This is a genomic window from Pseudomonas sp. Sample_16, from assembly GCF_004307665.1.
Classification (GTDB): domain Bacteria; phylum Pseudomonadota; class Gammaproteobacteria; order Pseudomonadales; family Pseudomonadaceae; genus Aquipseudomonas.
Genome location: NZ_RCOB01000176.1, coordinates 12,404 through 30,733, shown reverse-complemented (window position 1 = coordinate 30,733; position 18,330 = coordinate 12,404). Strand labels below are relative to the sequence as shown.

Below are 18,330 nucleotides of genomic sequence, written 5' to 3'. Positions count from 1 at the left end.
GTGTCCGGGCGCTTTTGTAAGGCAGGAATGTTTTAGTGTTGATGAGATCGCTTTCGCGGGCAAGCCTCGCTCCTGCAGGTTTGGCGTAACCTTGTAGGCGCGAGGCTTGCCCGCGATGGCGTAGGTTCGGCCAACGCGGAGTCAGGAATACTGCACTTCAATCTCATCGAGCTGATGATCAAAGGTTTTCAGTCGCGCGGTCCAGGTGTACACCAGCACTTCAAAATCCCGGTTGATCACCGCCCCGCCCGTCACTTCTGCACGCGGGTCGCAGAAATCCAGCTGATAGCGTTCACGGGCCATGGCGGTGGCGACATCGGCCAGTTCCCGGGCGTTGTTCAGCCAGTGCCGGCCGTCGTCCTCGACTTGTTTGTCCAGTTCCAGGCATTGCTTCTTCAGGGTTTCCAGGCTTTTTTCCAGCGGCGTGCCGGTCAGTTCACCCATGACTTCCTGGAAGGTACGTCCCGGCTGCCAGTAACTGCCCCAGAAATAACGATCGAACACCGTTTCGACCCGACGCAACGCGACCTTGGTGTCCCAGATCAGCAGCAACGTCTTGCCTTGCTGGAGTTGTCTTTTTTTGATCCGTTGAGTCTGGACGCACGCCCAGGCCGCCACCGCAACGGACATCACGGCGATCAGCGCCACTGCGCTGTCGAGGAACACCAGCGCCTTGTCGATCTGATGCGCCAGCATGATGCCGTAGAAATAGGTGGCCGAAAGCAGCAATAACGCCACGACGGCGCACCAAAAGCCGAGAGCATAAGGGTTTTTCATTATTGGTTTCCCCATGACCTGCGCGAGCCTTGTATGCGGCAAGGGCGCTTTGCACGGGGGCGCCCTTCCAACACTTCAAAGCATAGCAACGGCCTCAGGGTTTGCCGGAGTTCGACGCTTGCGTTCGTCCGCTTTCCCAGCCACCGCCCAACGCCAGGAACAAATTGATCTGGCTGGCGGCAACCTGGGTATTCGCCGCCGCCAGTTGCGCGGTGACGTCGATGTAGGTGCGCGTCGCCTGCAAGTCGGCCAGAAAGGAGGCGCGGCCGGCCTGGAAGAACCGGTGAGTCTGGTCAGCCGCCAGTTTCGCCGATTGCTCGGCGTCCGCCAGGGCATCACGGCGTTGCAGCAATGCCGAATACTGGGCCAGGCCGGTCTGGGCTTCGCGGATCGCGTTGAGCACGACACCGTCGAAATGCGCGAGCGCGCCCTGGGTGGCCGCCTCGGCTTCGTGAATGCGCGCTCGGGCGCCGTTGGTCGGCACCGTCCAGGATAACGACGGCCCGAAGCCCCAGCGATTGGTCGACGGCTCGCCGAGGTTGTCGAGAATACCCACGGTGCCGATGGTCGCGCCAATGCTGATGTCCGGGTACAACTGCCCCGTGGCGACGCCAATGGTGGCGGTCGCTGCCGCCAGTCGACGCTCGGCCTGCCGTATGTCGGGACGCCGCTTGAGCAACGATGCGCCATCGCCCACCGGCATCAGTTGGGCGATTTTCGGCAATTCTGCACAGGTCGCCGTGCCCGACGGCAGTTGATCCACCGGTTTGGCCAGCAGCATCGAAAGCTGAAACAGCCCTGCCTGACGCGCCGCCTCATAACGTGGCATATCGGCGCGCAAAGATTTGAATTGGGTTTGCGAGCGCGTGACCTGGGTTTCGTCGCCACGCCCGGCGTCGCGCAGGCGCTGGATCAGCGAGGTGCTCTGGGCTTGCAGATCAAGGGAGTGCTGGGCAATTTCCCGCTCTTCGTTGGCCGCGCACACCTGGGTGTAGGCGCGGACCACATCGGCCACCAAGGTAATGCGTGCGGTATCCGCGGCAGCCTGGGTCGCATCGGCATTGGCCTTGGCCGCTTCGATGCCGCGTTGCAATGTGCCGAACAGGTCAAACTGGTACGAGGCGCTGATGCCGATATCGCCGATGTTGGCCACCGGCACTTTTTCCGGCAACAGGAACGCTTCCCCGGATTCCTGCAAGCGTTGGGCGCCCATTTTCACCCCGCCACTCCACCCGCCCGCGGCCTCAGCCTCATCGACCTGAGCCCTCGCCCTGGACAGGTTGGCTGCGGCCACGCGCAAATCGCTGTTGGAGGCCATGGCTTGCTGGACCAATTGGTCGAGTCGCGGGTCTTGATACAGACGCCACCAATCGGCCGGCACCGGCTGCGAAACCACCGGTTTGCCCTCCACCGCCAGTTCACCCTGCAAGTCCTTGCGCTGGATGGCGGCTGCGTCCGGCACTTTATAATCCGGGCCGACCACCTGACATGCCGACAGCAACAGGCCTAATCCGGCAACCGCCAAACCCGAAGCCTTGCTCATTGCGCGGGCCCCCGGTTGTGATCGTCGATGATCGATACCGTCGCCGTGCGTCCGGCGATCATGCGGAAATCCGCCGGCACGTCATCAAAAGCAATCCGCACCGGAATACGCTGGGCCAGCCGCACCCAGCTGAACGCCGGGTTGACGTTGGGCAACAGGTTATTACCGCTGGTGCGGTCGCGGTCTTCGATGCCGGCGACGATACTTTCCACGTGTCCGCGCAAGCGCGCATTGTCGCCGATCACACGGATATCGACGCTTTGGCCGATGTGGATACCGTTGAGCTTGGTTTCTTCGAAATACCCGTCGATGTGGAAGGAGTTACTGTCGACCACCGACAACACCGGGCGCCCGGCGCTGACGAACTCCTGGGTGCGCGGCGCGCGGTCGTTGACGTAGCCATCGACAGGACTGCGGATCACCGAGCGGTCGAGGTTGAGCTGCGCACTGTCGACCGCCACCTGCGCTTCCATCAGCGCGACCTGGGCGCGGGCCACCCGCGACTGGCTTTCTTCCAGTTGCTCGCCCGGCACCAGATTGCCCAAGCCCTTGTTACGTTTGGCCTCGCGCTGGGCCTGGGCCAAGGTCTCCTGGCGGTCGGCGAACGCCGCTTTTGCCTGGCGCAGGGCCAGTTTGAAACGGTCCTGGTCAATGCTGAACAACACTTGGCCACGCTTGACCAACTGGTTGTCGCGCACTTCCACTTGCTGGATCAGCCCGGAAACGTCCGGCGCGATCTGCACGATGTCGGCACGGATGTGCCCGTCCCGGGTCCAGGGCGCGAACATGTAATACATCACCATGCGCCAGACCACGACCACGGCGAAGCTCACGATCAACAGGGTCAGCACCACGCGACCAAGGGTTAGAAACGGTTTTTTCATGTCATCAGGTATCGACTGAGTGAATCCACGGCGCCAAGCAACAAGGCGTAGAGGGCCACGTTGAACAATGCCCGGTGCCAGACCAGACGGTAAAAGTGCAGGCGCGTCAGCACCCCGTGCACCAACAGGTAGAGCAGATATGTAATACCCATCAACACCAGCAGCGTGGGCAGGAACACCCCGCTGATATCCAGATCACCGATCATAAAGGCGCTCCATCGATGCCATGGGGAAGCGGTTCTTCAGGCTCGGCAGAACCCACGAATTCGACACCGGGCAACAACGCCAGGCGCAAGCCGCTCAAGGCGTGCAGCAGATGCCGACGGGTTTCATCGTCACCCGCGCCGGCAAGGGCGCGTCGGGTACGGTCGAGGGTCATCAGCAACGGACTCGGTGCCGGCAGGCGTTCACCGGCCTTGAGGCAAACCTTGAAATACTCGCCGACTTCGGCCACCACTTGATGCAACAACGCCTGCGGCACGCCGTGAACCCGTGGCGTGTAGGCGAGCAGGTCGAGCATATTCAACGCCACACGGACCTCCCGCAGCGCGATGCCGGTGTCTTGACCGGTCATGGCCAGACGCGGCAAATGCTGCATCAGCCGATCCAGGACCTGCACACCCAGTTTGCGGTGATCGGCCAAAGTGGCCGGTTCGCTGAGGCTGACAATGTCGTGCCAGGCAAAACGGGTCAGGCGCTTGGCCGCCAGTTCTGCACCGAATGGGCGGGCGATCAGGGTCCAGACGAACGCGAACAGCAACCCCACAGGCCCGGCGAGGTTGGAATTGACGAAGCTGAGGAAGTCCGCGTCGTAGGCGCCTTGAATGCTGATGAACGACGACGTGTTGACCAGCGTCAACAGCATGCCGAGGTAGAACTGCGGCTTGACTGTCAGGGTGCCAATGACGATGAACGGCACGGCAAACGCCAGCACCAGCATTGGAAAATCATGCAGGTTGGGCAGTACCAGAAACAGATAGAGGCTGGCGAACAACACCGACATCGCCGTCCAGAAGAAAAACCGGTAAATCTGCGGCGCCGGGTCGTCCATCGAAGCAAAGAAGCTGCACGCCACTGCCGCCAGAATCACCGCCGCGCCGCCATCGGTCCAGCCAAGCAGAATCCACAGCACCGAGGCGACAATGATCGCCATCACGGTGGACGCGGCGGAATAGAGCATCAGCCCCCGATCCAGGAATGCCGTCAGACGTCCCAGGCGCCAGTGTCGATAGACCGCACGCCAGCTGTCCTGGCTTTCGCATTGGATAGCCTGTTGCAGGCTGCGGCAGTCTTGCCACAAGTCGATCCATTCACCGAGGCGATAGATGGCGTTGGAGAACAGCAGTTGCTTGCGATCTTCCAGCGCGGCGGCGTCGGGTTGCAGGGCTTGGAGTTGGTCTTTCAACGCCTGCCAGCGGTCGAGGTCCGCCTCCTTGTGCTCGAGCCATTGCGTGGCGGCGACCAGTAGCGGCGTGAACTTCTCCACAAGCTCCGGTGTGCGCCTCTCCAGCGCGTAGAGCGCATCGTCGAGGTCATCGATCACCGGCAACAGGTGAATCATCCGCCCGCGCAGTTCCTTGGTGTTGCGCACGGTTTGCGGTCGCGCGCCTTCGTGGGGCAACTGGCCGATCATCAACTCAAGGGTGTTGAAGGTGGTCACCATCGAAGCGCGCAATGCACTGACTTCCTCCGGCTGCACATCGCGCCCAAGAAAACGCAGGCTGTAAGTCGATGCGTCGGCGAACCACTTGCTCACCGAGTCATTGAACACCGGGGCCAAACGCCGGGGCCAGAACATGGCGCCCACCACCGCCGCGACGGCGATGCCGAGGAAGATTTCTTCGGTACGCGCTTCGGCCACGTCCCACACACCCAATGGATTGTTCACCACCGGCAGCGCGATCAACGGCAAGGTGTAGCCGGCCAGCATCAAGGCGTAGTTGTTGGCGGTGCGCAAATGCATGGACAGGAACAGCAGAATTCCGGTCCATAGCGCGATGACCACCACCAATACGTATGGACTCTGGACAAACATCGGCACGAACAGAACCGCAGCAGCGGCGCCCAGGAAGGTGCCGACTGCGCGGTATAGCGCCTTGGAACTGGTAGGGCCGACAAACGGGCTGGAAACGATATACACCGTGGCCATCGCCCAATAAGGACGCGGCATCTGCATGAGCAACGCGATGTACAGCGCGATCATCGAAGCCGCGAAAGTGCGTACGCCGTAGAACCAGTCGCGCGCTGGAGGCATGCCTGCAAAAAAACCGCTCACGGATGAGTTTCCGAAGGGTGCCCGGCCGCCTCGAAGGCCTTCAATACACGCAGAGCGGCTTCAAGGTCCAGCGGGTCAATGCCTTCGAGCACTTCGTTACGCAGTCGCACCAATTCGACTTCGACGGCTTGCACCAGGGTTCGCCCCGTTTCGGTGAGGCTCAGGCAATTTGCGCGCCGGTCCTGGGTATCGGCGGTACGACAGACGTAACCGGCATGGCACAGCTGATCCAGCAAGCGCACCAGGGACGGACTTTCCATCCCCGCCGCCTGAGCCACCGTCACCTGCCGCACACCCTCGCCCAATCGCCCGATCATCAATAAGGGGACGGCACAGGCTTCGGAGATTCCATAGTTGACCAGCGTGGTCTGGCAGATCTTTCGCCAATGCCGGGCGGCCACCACCATGGAGCTGCTGATATTCATCTGGAGAGCGTCGAGGGAATTTGGCACGGGGGGAAACACACACTGTTAGCTTGCTAACTATCAATATCGCATTCGAGGGGATTTTTCGTCAAGTTTTGAAACAAATTCCCCGCCAGTCGGAGAGCGTGCACCCTTGCTGTCAACTGCGATACTGAAAACGTATATACTTTTTCAATACAAATGCCGAGAAGTCCAGCCATGTCAAAGCAAGCGGTTTTTACAATGAAACTTGAGTCTGAATTGCGCGAACAGTTTATGGCCGAGGCGGAAGCTGCTCATCGTCCAGCCTCGCAAATAGTGAGGGAGTTGATGCGTCAGTTTGTTCAATCCCAACGAGAGTCGCGCGAGTACGATGCGTTCTTGCAACGCAAAGTGGACATCGCTCGTGCTTCGATACGCAACGGCGACGTTCTGACGAACGATAAGGTTGAAGCAGAGTTCGCTGCCAGGCGCATGCAGGTGTCCCTGCAAGAATGAAAATAATCTGGACGAAACAAGCAGCACAGGACCGTGCAGACATTTGGGATTATTTGCATCCCATCAATCCAAAAGTAGCCAGCGAAATGGATACCCGTTTCAGTGATGCGATAGCCCGGCTTGCCCATTACCCGGAAAGTGGCCCTGCAGGAGTCATTGCAGGCACGCGCGAACTGATCCCCCACCAGAATTACCGCATTGTTTATGAGTCTTGGGCGGACTCCATCTGCATACTCGCGGTGGTTCACACGTCCCGACAGTGGCCGCCTGAGAAGAGTTGAGCCCCTACAGTCCCCGCCCCTTCCTCAACATCACATCCAACTGATCCACCACCTCGGCCCAATCGGCGTCATCCAGAATTTCATTACGCAAAAGCTCCGCCTGGCTCGGACTCCAGAAAAACGCGTCCGCCAGATGCAGTTCGGGTTTGAGCGGTGAATGGGTGGCGATGAATTTGTCGATGCTTTCAGCGTCGTCGTCCAGGCCCAGTTGCTTGAACAGGGATGGGAGGCTGTGGGTTGGGTTTTCCATGTCTGACTCCATTGGGTGACGTAGGTGACTCGCAGCATTCGCGGGCAAGCCTCGCTTTGCAGGAGCGAGGCTTGCCCGTGAAGACGGCAGCACAAGCACAGCAAAACTCAAATTCAGTGGCTCAATTCCCGCACCTCCGCATGCGGCAGCATTTTCAGGAAGTCCGGCATGTTCATGTGTAGCAGGTTGGTGTGGTTGCCGGCTTCCAGGTAGATGTCTTTTTGCCGGGTCAGCAATGGATCGATGACCACGTCCAACCCATAGGCTTCACCCAGGGCAGGCACTGCACCGCGTTCGCAGTCTTCGAACAGATGCGGCAGATTGCTTTCCCGGGATACCTGCCACTCACCACTGCTGCGGACCTTGCTCAGGTCCAGATGACGGCTGGCGGGCAGCACGGCCATCAGATAATGCCCATGGTGATCATCCAGGATCACCGACTTCGCCACCCGCTCCGCAGGAATGCCCGCGACTCGCGCCGTTTCCAGGCTGCTGGCCGAGTGGGGATGGCTGACGATGTCATAGTCGCATTGAGCCTTCTCCAGGCTTCGCTGCACGGTTCTTGCCATACGCATGATGCACCTCGATGTCCGCAACAATGCCTGGCGGACGCTGGTTAACGCTATTCTGCGTAGTAAAAGTCTAGGCCCGCCGGGCCGGTTCGACGGGAAATCCGCCCATCGGACAAGTCGACATCTGAGCAAAAATCATACAGATGCCGGGTCAACTAGACTGAATACAGAACCACTGGCGACTCTCCCGGAGGGTCACGTGAAAACGCGTTGTTGTGCCTTTGCCTTGTTGTTGGCATTAAGCGGCTCTGCGCTCGCGGCGGATGCCGGCCTGCCGGCAACCAATCCCGTCGGAATCTGGCTCATTACCTTTGGTATCGCCTTTCTGATTGCCGAGGCTGCCCTGCCCAATTACGGCGTGATCGGCCTGGGCGGGATCGTGATGTTCGTGATCGGCGCGGTAATCCTGACCAACGCCGAAATGCCCGTGCCGTTGATGATCGGCCTGGGAATGATCAGCGCATTGCTACTGATATTCCTGCTGATCCGTGCCCTTAAAACCCGACCACGACAAAACGTCAGCGGCGACGCCGGCTTGCTGGGCAGCGTGACGCCAGTGTTGTCATTGCAGGCTGGCGATGCTTTTCACGGCTGGGTGCATTTGCAGGGTGAACGCTGGCAAGTGTCGAGCACCAAACCGCTGCACATCGGGCAGCGGGTCCGCGTGGTGGGGCGCAACGGATTAACGCTGGAAGTGGCCGCGACTGACGCGGTGGCGGCTGGAGAATAGCCATGGGTTTGCAACTGGGTTTTGTCGCGCTACTGCTGCTGTTGATCGCATTGGCAGGGGCGACTTTCCGCATCCTGCGTGAATACGAACGCGGTGTCGTATTCCAGCTCGGACGCTTCTGGCAGGTCAAAGGCCCCGGCCTGATCCTGTTGATTCCGGTGATCCAGCAAATGGTCCGCGTCGACTTGCGCACGGTGGTCCTCGACGTACCGGCGCAAGACGTGATCACCCGCGATAACGTTTCGGTCAAGGTCAACGCGGTGCTGTACTTCCGCGTGCTCGATCCGCAAAAAGCGATCATCCAGGTCGAGGACTTTTTCATGGCCACCAGCCAATTGGCGCAAACCACGTTGCGCGCCGTGCTCGGCAAACACGAGCTCGATGAATTGCTGGCCGAACGCGAACGGCTCAACACCGACATCCAGCAAGTGCTCGACGCCCAGACTGACGCTTGGGGAATAAAGGTCGCCAACGTCGAGATCAAGCATGTCGACCTCAATGAATCGATGGTCCGCGCCATCGCCAAACAGGCCGAAGCAGAGCGCGAACGCCGGGCCAAAGTGATTCACGCCGAAGGCGAACTGCAAGCCTCGGAAAAACTCATGCAAGCGGCCGAAATGCTCGGCCGCCAACCCGGTGCGATGCAACTGCGGTATATGCAAACACTGAGTTCGATTGCCGGCGACAAGAGTTCAACCATCGTCTTTCCGTTGCCGATCGAGTTGCTCAAGGGCATGGCCGATTTGTCGTCGAAGCCGTGATAAACCCTCAGCGTTGCGCCGCCAGCGTATACACCGACTGCCAGCCACCACCCAAGGCCCTGTACAAGCCAACCGCCGCCAGCGACACGCCCGCAGAACTCTCGACCCATTGCTCCTGCGTCGCCAGCAACGCGCTTTGAACGGTGAGTACGTTGACGAAATCCACCACTCCTTCGGTGTATTGCCGTTGCGCAGTCTGCAGGGCGACCCGGTTTTGCCGCACCGCTTCGGCCAGGCTGTCGCGGCGCAATTGACTGGCGTTATAGGCACTCAACTGATCGTCGATTTCATGCCAGGCACGCAGTACGGTTTGCTGATAGGCAATGGCGGCTTCCTGTTGTTGGGCTTCACGCAGGTTCAGCACGCCGCGCAAGCGTCCGCCGTCGAACAACGGCAAGCTGAACTGCGGGCCGATGCCGAATGCCCGTGAGCCCCACGAGCCGAAATCGCTCAGTTGCATGGCCTGTGATCCGACATTGCCCGACAGCGTGATGCGCGGATAAAAATCACCCTTGGCCACGCCGATGCTCGCAGTCGCGGCATGCAAACGGGCTTCGGCTTCGCGGATGTCCGGACGGCGTTCGGCCAGTTGCGATGGCAGCCCGATGGCGACCTGACGAGGCGTCTGCGGCACTGGCGCGTCGCTGGACAACTCGGCAGCCAACGCTTGTGGCGGCTCGCCCATCAACAGGCTCAAAGCGTTGATCAATTGCGCCTGACGTTGCTCGAGCGCCGGCAGGCGCGACTCGATAGCGGCGACTTGCGCGGCGGCTTCGGCAACATCCAGATCGGTCGCGACACCGTCCGCCAGACGCAGTTGCGACAGCTTCAAACTGTGGCGAGCGACATCGAGGTTCTGCTCGGTGACGGCGCGGGTATTTTGCACACCGCGCAACTGAATATAGTTTTGTGCGGTGTCGGCGAGCACCGACAACAACACGCCGCGACGATCGTTTTCGGCGACCTCGAGAGTGGCGTCGGCGGCTTCGGTTTCGCGGCGCACCCGGCCCCAGAAATCCAGTTCCCAGGACGCGGAGAAACCGCCGTCCCACAAATTGAAGGCGGCGTTGCCGTTGTTCCCCGACGGGTCCATCAGGCCTTCGCCGCTGTTGCGTTTACGTGCGTAACCGCCGCCGACGGCGGTTGTGGGATAGCGATCGGCCGTCACCACCTGACGCACGGCGCGGCTCTGTTGCAAGCGACTGCTGGCGAGCTTCAGGTCGAGGTTGTCGGTGAGGGCGCGCTGGCTCAGGGCCGAGAGTTTCGGGTCATTGAAGACTTCCCACCAACGCTCACCCAGGGTCTCGTTGACGACCTGACTGGCGGCGGCTTTTGCAGGCTTGGCCCACTCGGTCACTTGAGGCGATTCGGGCTTATGGAAATCCGGGCCGACGGTGCAGGCGCCCAACGCAAACAGACTAAAAATCCACACTGCTGACTGGGCTAGCGCCTTGTGGCGAGGGCGCTTGCACCCGCTGAGCGGCGAAGCGTCCGAAAAATCCGTGAGCGCTGCGCCCTCAAGCGGGAGCAAGCTCCCTCGCCACAGGAATCGATGTTTGTCTGAAAAACTCATCGCTGAACAACCTCGTTCACCTTGCCACTGGCCGTATCAATCCGCGCCTCCACCGACATCCCCACGCGCAACCGTTCAGCCATCGGCTGCCCCGGTTCCAGCACAATCTTCACTGGAATCCGCTGCACAACCTTGGTGAAGTTACCGGTCGCGTTGTCCGGTTTGACCGAAGCGAACGTCACGCCAGTAGCCGGCGCGAAACTTTCGACATGACCGTTCAGCGCCGCACCGCCAAAGGTATCGACCCGCACCTGCACAGCTTGCCCCGGCTGCACATTCGTCAATTGGGTTTCCTGAAAGTTGGCCACCACGTAGGCCTGCGCCAAGGGCACTACCGCCAACAACTTGCTGCCGGGCGTGACATAGGCGCCGACCCGTACGGCGCGTTCGCCAACCATGCCATCCTGCGGCGCGACGATGCGTGTGTACGACAGCTCATAACTGGCGATTTCCAGCTTCGCTTGCGCGCGTTTCAAGCCACCTTCAGCCCCGTCACGTTGCGCCGCGAGAATGTCGACCTGCTTGCGCTCCGCCGCCAGCACCGCCGTGGCATTGGTCAATTGCGCGCTGGCCTGATCGATGCGCGTGCGGGCCTGCTGTGCATTTTGCACCGTACCCGCACCGACCCCGGCGAGGTGGTTGTAGCGATTCAATTCGTGTTCGGCAAACGCCATTTCCGCCTTGGCCGAAATCACTTTTGCTTGCGCCTGGGCGATCACCGAGGCTTGACGCTCCAGAGTCGCCCGGGCGTTTTGCAGTTGCGCCTGCGCCACCAGCGATTCGGCTGCGGCGGCCTCAGCGGCGGCGCGCAGATCACGGTCATCGATCAGCGCCAGCAACTGACCGGCCTTGACCTGCTGGTTGTCCTCCACCAGCACTTGCTTGATGAAACCGGCAACGCGCGGCACCACCAGCGTGTAGTCCGCCGAGACGTAAGCGTCATTGGTGCTCTGCTGCGTGCGCTGGCCGAACAGGTTGGGCGAAAGCAGATAAACCAGAACGCCCAGCGTGATCACGACCGCAACGCTCACGGCCACTTTTTGCTTTGATTGAGTCGTCATAAAAACCTTCAGTTTCAGTGGAACATTCAGGTCGGTGCGCGCGGCGGATAGATCCGCGTCGGCAGCCAGAAAATCAGCAGGATCAGCGCTACGGCGACACCGGCCATGCACAGGTAAAGATCCGAAGCGGCGAGCACCACGGCTTGCTCATGCAGGCGACGGGCAAGGCCCGGAGTGTCGCTATCGACCAGAGGCGAATTGCCGAGACGGTCCACCAGCATCGTCGAGTGAAAGTGCAGACGCTGGGTGGTCAAGGTTTCCAGCACCCCGGTGGCGATGACTGCCGCCAGGCCTTTCACGGTGTTGAACCAGGCCGACGCGAACGGCCCGTCCATGGGTTGAATGCTGCCGGTCGAGAGCATCAACAGCGGCAACACCGCCATCGGTTGGCCGAATATCTGCAGCAGTTGCAGCACATAGAAATCGTCGCGAATCCACGCCGAGGTCAGCTGCGAACCGCCCATGCAGGACAGCGTCAACATGCTCAGGCCGATCGCCAGCACCCAACGGCAGTCAACCCAACGCAAGTTGCACAGCGCCGCCACCAACGGCAGCGTGATCAACTGGGGCAATGCTGCAATCAGCGTGATCGGTGCGGTTTGCACCGGGCGATATCCCTGAACCTGTGCCAGATAGCTCGACGGAATAATCACCACCGCCAGCAACACCACCAGCACCCCGGCCAGGGTGATCAGGGCAAACGACAGGTTGCGGATGCCGAGCATCTGCATCTTGAAAAACGGAATCGGCTGCGACCACTCGTTGATCAGAAACAGCACCAGCAACAGCACCCCGCCCACCAGCAAACCGCAGATCAAACTCGACTCGAACCAGTCCAGCCGATTGCCCTGCAGAATGCCGATCACCAGCATGCAAATCGCCGGGAACCCCAGCAGCAGACCGCGCCAGTTGAACTGCTTGAAGCGCTCCAGGCGCAGCGGATCCTGAGGTATGCCATAGCCCACCGCGACCATGGCAATCAGGCACGGCACGACGATTTGCCAGAAGGTCCATTGCCAACCGACATATTCGGTCCAGAGCCCGGCCAGCGGCGTGCCCAGTCCGGGGCCGAAGGTGGCCGTCAGGGTGTAACCGGCCAAACCGTAGAGCTTGACGTTGGCCGGCAGAAATCGCAGGGCGACGGTCATCAGCATCGGCGGCAGTGCCCCGCCGGCCAGGCCTTGCAAAGTACGCAGTACCAACAGGCTTTCGTAGTTCGGCGCCAGCGGGCACAGCACCCCCAACAGGGTGAATGCACTGATCGCGTACAGGGTGAAGCGCCGCAACGAAAACGTCACCGAGCACCACGGGGCAAACGCCGCCGCGGCCACCGAAGTCGCAGCGTAACTGGCGACCAGCCAGGTGCCCTCGTCATAGCCGATGGCCAGGGCGCCCCGGATATCCGCCAGGGCGACTTTGGTCACCATCTCGTTCAGGCCGGAGACCAACACAGCCAGCAACACGCCCACCAGGCCAATGATAAGCCGTGGGCCAAACACCATCGGCGCAGCCGCTGTCATGGGCGCAGCCAAAGGCGCCGAGGCCGTCAGGGAGGTCATCGGTGTACAACTCCGAAAAAAGAAGGTGGCAGTCTACGAACGCTCATCGCTGACGAAAACTGACTTATCGGCAATTTATAAGTGCGTCGGACGCAGCATTTGAACCACGTCAATCAAGCGATAGCGATCACGGCCTCATCAGGAAAATGACGGAAAAAACTAACACCGCCGCGTCAGCGCAACCACCATCCATAGGTGTTAATGGCCCTTGCGGCCATCAAGGCTGAGCGGCCAGCCATGTCTCGTCGCAGCAGGCTTTCAGGGTTTCTCGCAGCCAGCGATGGGCGGGATCGTTGTCGAAGCGTGGATGCCAGGCTTGGCTGAGCACGATGGTGGGCAGCGGGATGGGCAAAGTGAACGAACGCAACTTCAGCCCCAATCGGCGCACGCTCAACAGCGTCTCCCGGGGCACCGGCAGAATCAGGTCGGAATCGGGCAAGGCGAACATTGCCGCATGAAAACTCGGCGCGATCACCGCCACCCGCCGCTCCAGCCCCAAGGCGTTGAGTGCCGCATCGATCGGCCCGCGGGCGATACCGCGCCGGGACATGCTGATATGCGAGTAACCGGCAAAACGTTCGGCGGTGATTTCCTGATCGAGCAAGGGATGATCCTCGCGCACCAGGCCGACAAACTGGGTGGAAAACAGATTCTGCACTTTCACTTCCGGCATCAGCGGCCGATTGTTGCTGACGCTCAGATCGATGCGGCCCTCGCGCAAGGCCTCGTCATCCCCGTCGCCCTCCGGCGCAAAACGCAATTCGCAATGCGGGGCCTGGCGCTCCATGGTGTCGAACAACTTCCCACCGTAGATGCCAATGAAAAAGTCGTTGGCCCGTATGCTGAAGCGCCGCCGCAAACTGCTCAGATCCACCACGCGAGCCGAGTGAAACAACTGCGCGGCCTGCTCCACCACATCGCGCACCTGCTCGCGCAACTCCAGCGCCTTGGGCGTGGGCACCAGACCGCGACCGGCGCGCACCAGAATCGGATCACCGATCGCCTCGCGAACCCGCGTCAACGTCCGACTCATCGCCGCCGGGCTCAGATTCATCCGCCGCGCAGCACCGACCACACTGCCCTCGTCGAGCAAGGCGTCGAGAGCGACCAAAAGGTTCATGTCGGGCAGTTGCATGGCGAGCACTCGTTTCTGGTCCGGATTGATCCAGACGCAATGCTAGCAAACAACGATTGGATGAGGTGCAGGCAGTACCGGCCCCATCGCGAGCAGGCTCGCTCCTACAGGGGATCTGGGCAGCTGCAAAATTGGCGTACGACACACCCCCCTCGTAGGAGCGAAGCTTGCTCGCGAAAGCGGCTGAACTGACACCACCTACCCACAAGCAAGCCCAAAAAAACGACTCACGCCACTATCAGTTCTGATAGTTCTCAAACCGATTCATACGAGTAAAACTCAAGGCCTGCCCCGTTTACGTAGAGACTCCGGCATGAGCCAACCTGGTGATCAAGACGACCGCAGCCGTTCACGCACAGTGTTGCTGGCTACCGACATCAGCCATTCGGTCATTGGCGAAATCGTCGATGGCCGCACCCACACCATCGCCTACTCAGCTTATGGCGAGCAATCCGCTCAACAGAAAGTCGAGACACGATTGGGGTTCAATGGTCAGTTGCGTGAAGCGAATATCGGTTGGTATTTGCTGGGTAACGGCTACCGCGCCTATAACCCGCGATTGATGCGGTTTCATAGCCCGGACAGTTGGAGCCCGTTTGGGGAGGGTGGGTTGAATGCGTATATGTATTGCGGTGGCGAGCCGGTCATGAATACCGACTCATCAGGGCATTTGCCCTTCCCCGTACTGAGCAAGGCTTTTGCCAACTTGATGGATGTTAAAAATATCTTTGTGAATACCTATCGGGCGAATGTTGCCGTGAGCAACAACCCAGTGACAGCTTTGGTCTCGAGCATTAAAGGACTCGGTTTGTCCAACACGGCGGATTTTCTACCTACGAATGGAACACTGACATTTGGGACCAGGCCAATGTCGAATCCAGTTCTTACCACTGCGAAAGTCGGAGGTTTGCATCATAAAGTCGGAGGGGTGCCAAGCTCTACGCCTAATCAGGGAACTAGCGCCTCACTTCCTGGCTCGTCCGATGGCGGTCAACGCGGAGGTTTTAACTCAGATCCTGGCAGAAGTTGGACACCAATTCCCCCAACTCGGAGACCTCCAGATAAGGAAACGATCACAATCTGGACGCGCTACCCAGATGAGGTAAAAAGATCGCTATCTCCAGAGAGTCAAAAACGAGTGAGGGATATAAGGGATCGAAAAGAGCCATTGTAGAAAACGATCGATCGCTCCTCCGATATCAACCCATCCAAGAGTAGTGGGGGATGTTTTTCACCGCACCATCCCCCACCGCTTCACCGTCACCCTTTCCAACGAATCAAACACCAGATTCTCCACCAGCAACCCGATCAAAATAACCACCGCCAACCCGGCAAACACCTTGTCGGTATACAGCTCATTGCGGTTCTGAAAGATGTACCAGCCCAATCCACCCTTGCCGCTGGTCGCGCCAAACACCAACTCAGCCGCGATCAACGTGCGCCAGGCAAATGCCCAGCCGATTTTCAGGCCGGCGAGGATTGACGGCAATGCTGCCGGGATCAGGATGAACAGCACGAATCGCATCCCTTTGAGGCCATAGTTGCGCCCGGCCATGCGCAGGGTTTCCGAGACGCCGAGGAAGCCGGCGTAGGTGTTCAGTGCCAGCGCCCAGAGCACCGAATGGACCAGCACGAATATCAAACTGTTCTGCCCCAACCCGAACCACAACAGCGCCAGCGGCAGCAGTGCAATTGCCGGCAGCGGGTTGAACATGGAGGTCAGGGTACTCAGCAGGTCGCGACCGAACTGCGTCGACACCGCCAGCGTGGTCAGGGCAAACGCCAGGACGATGCCGATCAGGTAACCCTTGAGCAACACCACCAGGGAAATCCATACCTTGCCGAGCAATTCACCGCTGAACAGGCCGTCGTACAGCGCACTGGCGGTTTGCAGAAAACTCGGAAGCAGCAGGTCGTTGTTCTGGTAGCGGGCAACCGCTTCCCACAACACCGCGAGCAAAATCAGGATCAGGCCTTTGCGCAGCCAACCCTGTTGCCATAGACGTTGGCCGAGGGGCAATTCACGCTCCAGCGGTACGCTGGTCAGTGGTGGTAAAACCGTTTCGAACGCTTCACGCGGGGATGATAATTGGCTCATTGAGCCCTCCTTTCAATTGGCTCAATAAGCGATGCGGATATCGGCGAAATCCAGTTCGTGTTCGGTTTCCGGCGACTGGCCTTCATCAAACAACAGCCTGTGAATGCGCCGCGCCGATTCCTGGAACGCCACGCCGCCAAGACTGTGCAAATCGTATTGATGGCTGTGGACTTCCGCCCGCACTCGCCCCGGATGCGGTGACAGCAACAGGATGCGATTACCCACCACCAGCGCCTCTTCAATGGAGTGCGTAACGAACAGCAAGGTGAAGCGCACTTCCTCCCAGAGCAGCAGCAATTCTTCCTGCATCTTGCGTCGGGTCAACGCATCAAGGGCCGCGAAGGGCTCGTCCATCAACAGGATTTTCGGCTGCATCGCCAATGCGCGGGCGATGGCAACCCGCGCTTTCATGCCGCCCGACAAGGTGTGCGGATAAGCGTCGGCGAATGCCGCCAGCCCGACTTTCTCCAGATAGTGCAGCGCCCGTTCTTCGGCCTCTTTGCGCTTGAGGGTTTTCGAAGCCAGCAGTGGAAACATCACGTTTTGCTTGACGGTTTTCCACGGCGGCAGCTGATCGAATTCCTGGAACACCACGATCCGGTCCGGCCCCGGTGCGTCGACGCGCTGACCTTGCAAACGGATCTCGCCCTCCACGGGCTGGATGAATCCGGCAGCGGCTTTGAGCAGTGTCGACTTGCCGCAACCGGACGGCCCGAGCAGGACAAAACGGTCCGCCGGATCGATCTCGAAACTGACTTGATGGGTCGCCCGCACCACACGCTGCGGCGTGCGGTATTCGAGGCTGACGTTATCGACCGACAACAGCGCCTGGGCTGCCGTGGCCGGTTTGCTGACCGTGTGGCCTTGCAAGGGGGCATTCATGTCGATCAGCTCCCTTGCAGTGGTTTGGCGTCCTGGAAGAAGTAGTCCTTCCATGAATCGGGTTTATTTTTGATCGCGCCGACGCGGTAAAGAAACTCGGCCAAGGGGTAGGTGTTTTTCGGCGTGACGCTGAATTCGAACTGCGGGTTGTCGATGATTTTCAGCAACGCCGCGCGGTCGATTTTCGCCTTGGTGACGCGAATGTAGGTGTCGGCTGCCGCGCCTTTATCGTTCTGCGCGAACGTGGCTGCTTCGGTCAAGGCATCGATAAAGGCTTTGTAGGTTTTCGGGTTTTCGTTGCGGAATTTCTCGGTGGCGAACAGCACCGTTGGTGAGTTCGGGCCGAGTAAATCGTAAGTGTTGAGCACCACGTGCACGTTCGGATTGGCCAGTGCCTGATCCTGGAACGGCGGGTTGGAGAAATGTCCGGTCAGCTCCGTGCCACCAGCCACCAGCGCTGCCGTGGCATCCGGGTGCGGAACGGCGATGGTGTATTTGTCGAGGCGATTGAAATCCTTGTCGCCCCACTGTTTGGCGGCGGCGTATTGCAGGAAGCGCGACTGCACGGAGACACCCACGGCCGGCACCGCGATACGGTCCTTCTCGGTGAAGTCGGCGATGGTTTTGACCTTCGGATTATTGCTCACCAGGTAGTACGGAAAGTTACCCAGGGAGGCCACGGCTTTGACGTTCTGCTTGCCGTGGGTGCGATCCCAGATGGTCAGCAGTGGGCCGACACCGGCACCGGCAATGTCAATCGAGCCTGCGAGCAGCGCATCGTTGACCGCTGCACCGCCCGAGAGCTGGGTCCAGTCGACTTTGATGTCGAGGCCTTCCTGCTTGCCGTACTTCTCGATCAGGTTCTGATCGCGCACCACGTTGAGCAACAGATAAACGATGCCGAACTGTTCGGCGATGCGGATTTCACCTTCGGCCTGGGCCACGCTCGGCGCCACCAGGCTACCGGCAATCAGGCTGAAACCCAGGCCGATGGCGGCGGCCAGCGGTGTGAATGGAAGACGTTTGGACATGATCGATCTCCGGCAA

The 18,330-nt window shown here is 60.0% G+C and carries 20 protein-coding genes; 5 read left to right on the top strand and 15 right to left on the bottom strand.

The features are described from left to right. Window positions 1-141 precede the first annotated feature (141 nt). The 6 genes from D8U69_RS23380 to D8U69_RS23355 form a co-directional block, all read right to left on the bottom strand. Window positions 142-777, bottom strand: coding sequence for a hypothetical protein (locus D8U69_RS23380; RefSeq protein WP_056852055.1), 636 nt, complete (start codon window positions 775-777; stop codon window positions 142-144). Window positions 778-871: 94 nt separating this feature from the next. Next, window positions 872-2,320 carry an efflux transporter outer membrane subunit gene (locus tag D8U69_RS23375; protein ID WP_056852054.1) on the bottom strand — a complete coding sequence of 483 codons (1,449 nt, stop codon included), beginning with the start codon at window positions 2,318-2,320 and terminating at the stop codon, window positions 872-874. Next, window positions 2,317-3,204 (bottom strand): HlyD family secretion protein, encoded by an 888-nt coding sequence (locus D8U69_RS23370; RefSeq protein ID WP_130908221.1) that lies wholly within the window; start codon window positions 3,202-3,204, stop codon window positions 2,317-2,319. The genes D8U69_RS23375 and D8U69_RS23370 overlap by 4 nt, the downstream gene beginning before the upstream one ends. Then, the gene (locus D8U69_RS23365) at window positions 3,201-3,410 is read right to left on the bottom strand and encodes a DUF1656 domain-containing protein (RefSeq protein ID WP_056852052.1); all 210 of its coding nucleotides are present in this window, start codon (window positions 3,408-3,410) and stop codon (window positions 3,201-3,203) included. Before D8U69_RS23365 ends, D8U69_RS23370 begins: the two co-directional genes overlap by 4 nt. Next, window positions 3,407-5,479, bottom strand: a complete 2,073-nt coding sequence (locus D8U69_RS23360) for an FUSC family protein (protein ID WP_056852051.1) — start codon at window positions 5,477-5,479, stop codon at window positions 3,407-3,409. The genes D8U69_RS23365 and D8U69_RS23360 overlap by 4 nt, the downstream gene beginning before the upstream one ends. After that, window positions 5,476-5,904: a MarR family transcriptional regulator gene (locus D8U69_RS23355; RefSeq protein ID WP_130908220.1), complete on the bottom strand. Its 429-nt coding sequence runs from the start codon at window positions 5,902-5,904 to the stop codon at window positions 5,476-5,478. Before D8U69_RS23355 ends, D8U69_RS23360 begins: the two co-directional genes overlap by 4 nt. Window positions 5,905-6,102: 198 nt before the next feature. Here D8U69_RS23355 and D8U69_RS23350 point away from each other — a divergent pair, with 198 nt between their 5' ends. Next, on the top strand, window positions 6,103-6,381 hold the full coding sequence (locus D8U69_RS23350) for a hypothetical protein (protein ID WP_056852049.1): 279 nt from the start codon (window positions 6,103-6,105) through the stop codon (window positions 6,379-6,381). Beyond that, window positions 6,378-6,662: a type II toxin-antitoxin system RelE/ParE family toxin gene (locus D8U69_RS23345; protein ID WP_130908219.1), complete on the top strand. Its 285-nt coding sequence runs from the start codon at window positions 6,378-6,380 to the stop codon at window positions 6,660-6,662. Before D8U69_RS23350 ends, D8U69_RS23345 begins: the two co-directional genes overlap by 4 nt. Window positions 6,663-6,666: 4 nt before the next feature. Here D8U69_RS23345 and D8U69_RS23340 read toward each other — a convergent pair whose 3' ends face one another. Both D8U69_RS23340 and D8U69_RS23335 read right to left on the bottom strand, forming a co-directional pair. Beyond that, complete coding sequence (locus D8U69_RS23340) at window positions 6,667-6,912, bottom strand: DUF2789 domain-containing protein (RefSeq protein WP_056852047.1); 246 nt, start codon at window positions 6,910-6,912, stop codon at window positions 6,667-6,669. Window positions 6,913-7,025: 113 nt separating this feature from the next. Then, on the bottom strand, window positions 7,026-7,487 hold the full coding sequence (locus D8U69_RS23335; RefSeq protein WP_056852046.1) for a YbaK/EbsC family protein: 462 nt from the start codon (window positions 7,485-7,487) through the stop codon (window positions 7,026-7,028). Between the two features lie 196 nt (window positions 7,488-7,683). On the opposite strand from D8U69_RS23335, the gene D8U69_RS23330 reads away from it, so the two are divergent. Together D8U69_RS23330 and D8U69_RS23325 are read left to right on the top strand one after the other, a co-directional pair. Further along, window positions 7,684-8,214 (top strand): NfeD family protein, encoded by a 531-nt coding sequence (locus D8U69_RS23330; protein ID WP_056852045.1) that lies wholly within the window; start codon window positions 7,684-7,686, stop codon window positions 8,212-8,214. A 2-nt stretch (window positions 8,215-8,216) separates the two neighbouring features. Further along, entirely contained in the window at window positions 8,217-8,975 is a 759-nt protein-coding gene (locus tag D8U69_RS23325) for a slipin family protein (RefSeq protein WP_130908218.1), read from the top strand. A 7-nt stretch (window positions 8,976-8,982) separates the two neighbouring features. Here D8U69_RS23325 and D8U69_RS23320 read toward each other — a convergent pair whose 3' ends face one another. The 4 genes from D8U69_RS23320 to D8U69_RS23305 all read right to left on the bottom strand — a co-directional run bounded on the left by D8U69_RS23320 (window position 8,983) and on the right by D8U69_RS23305 (window position 14,303). Beyond that, window positions 8,983-10,548 (bottom strand): efflux transporter outer membrane subunit, encoded by a 1,566-nt coding sequence (locus D8U69_RS23320; protein ID WP_130908217.1) that lies wholly within the window; start codon window positions 10,546-10,548, stop codon window positions 8,983-8,985. Then, complete coding sequence (locus D8U69_RS23315) at window positions 10,545-11,609, bottom strand: HlyD family secretion protein (protein ID WP_130908216.1); 1,065 nt, start codon at window positions 11,607-11,609, stop codon at window positions 10,545-10,547. The genes D8U69_RS23320 and D8U69_RS23315 overlap by 4 nt, the downstream gene beginning before the upstream one ends. A 26-nt stretch (window positions 11,610-11,635) precedes the next feature. Next, window positions 11,636-13,168, bottom strand: a complete 1,533-nt coding sequence (locus D8U69_RS23310; RefSeq protein WP_130908215.1) for an MFS transporter — start codon at window positions 13,166-13,168, stop codon at window positions 11,636-11,638. Between the two features lie 217 nt (window positions 13,169-13,385). Further along, window positions 13,386-14,303: a LysR family transcriptional regulator gene (locus D8U69_RS23305; RefSeq protein ID WP_130904526.1), complete on the bottom strand. Its 918-nt coding sequence runs from the start codon at window positions 14,301-14,303 to the stop codon at window positions 13,386-13,388. A 313-nt stretch (window positions 14,304-14,616) separates the two neighbouring features. On the opposite strand from D8U69_RS23305, the gene D8U69_RS23300 reads away from it, so the two are divergent. Then, on the top strand, window positions 14,617-15,477 hold the full coding sequence (locus D8U69_RS23300; RefSeq protein WP_130904527.1) for an RHS repeat-associated core domain-containing protein: 861 nt from the start codon (window positions 14,617-14,619) through the stop codon (window positions 15,475-15,477). 57 nt (window positions 15,478-15,534) lie between these two features. On the opposite strand, the gene D8U69_RS23295 is transcribed toward D8U69_RS23300, so the two are convergent. The 3 genes from D8U69_RS23295 to D8U69_RS23285 are packed head-to-tail and all read right to left on the bottom strand — an operon-like array spanning window position 15,535 to window position 18,314. Next, window positions 15,535-16,401, bottom strand: a complete 867-nt coding sequence (locus tag D8U69_RS23295; RefSeq protein ID WP_130904528.1) for an ABC transporter permease — start codon at window positions 16,399-16,401, stop codon at window positions 15,535-15,537. Between the two features lie 21 nt (window positions 16,402-16,422). Then, a complete protein-coding gene (locus D8U69_RS23290) occupies window positions 16,423-17,283 on the bottom strand; it encodes an ABC transporter ATP-binding protein (RefSeq protein WP_130904529.1) in 861 nt (286 codons plus the stop codon). A gap of 5 nt (window positions 17,284-17,288) precedes the next feature. Beyond that, entirely contained in the window at window positions 17,289-18,314 is a 1,026-nt protein-coding gene (locus D8U69_RS23285) for an ABC transporter substrate-binding protein (protein ID WP_056852037.1), read from the bottom strand. Between the last annotated feature and the right edge of the window lie 16 nt (window positions 18,315-18,330).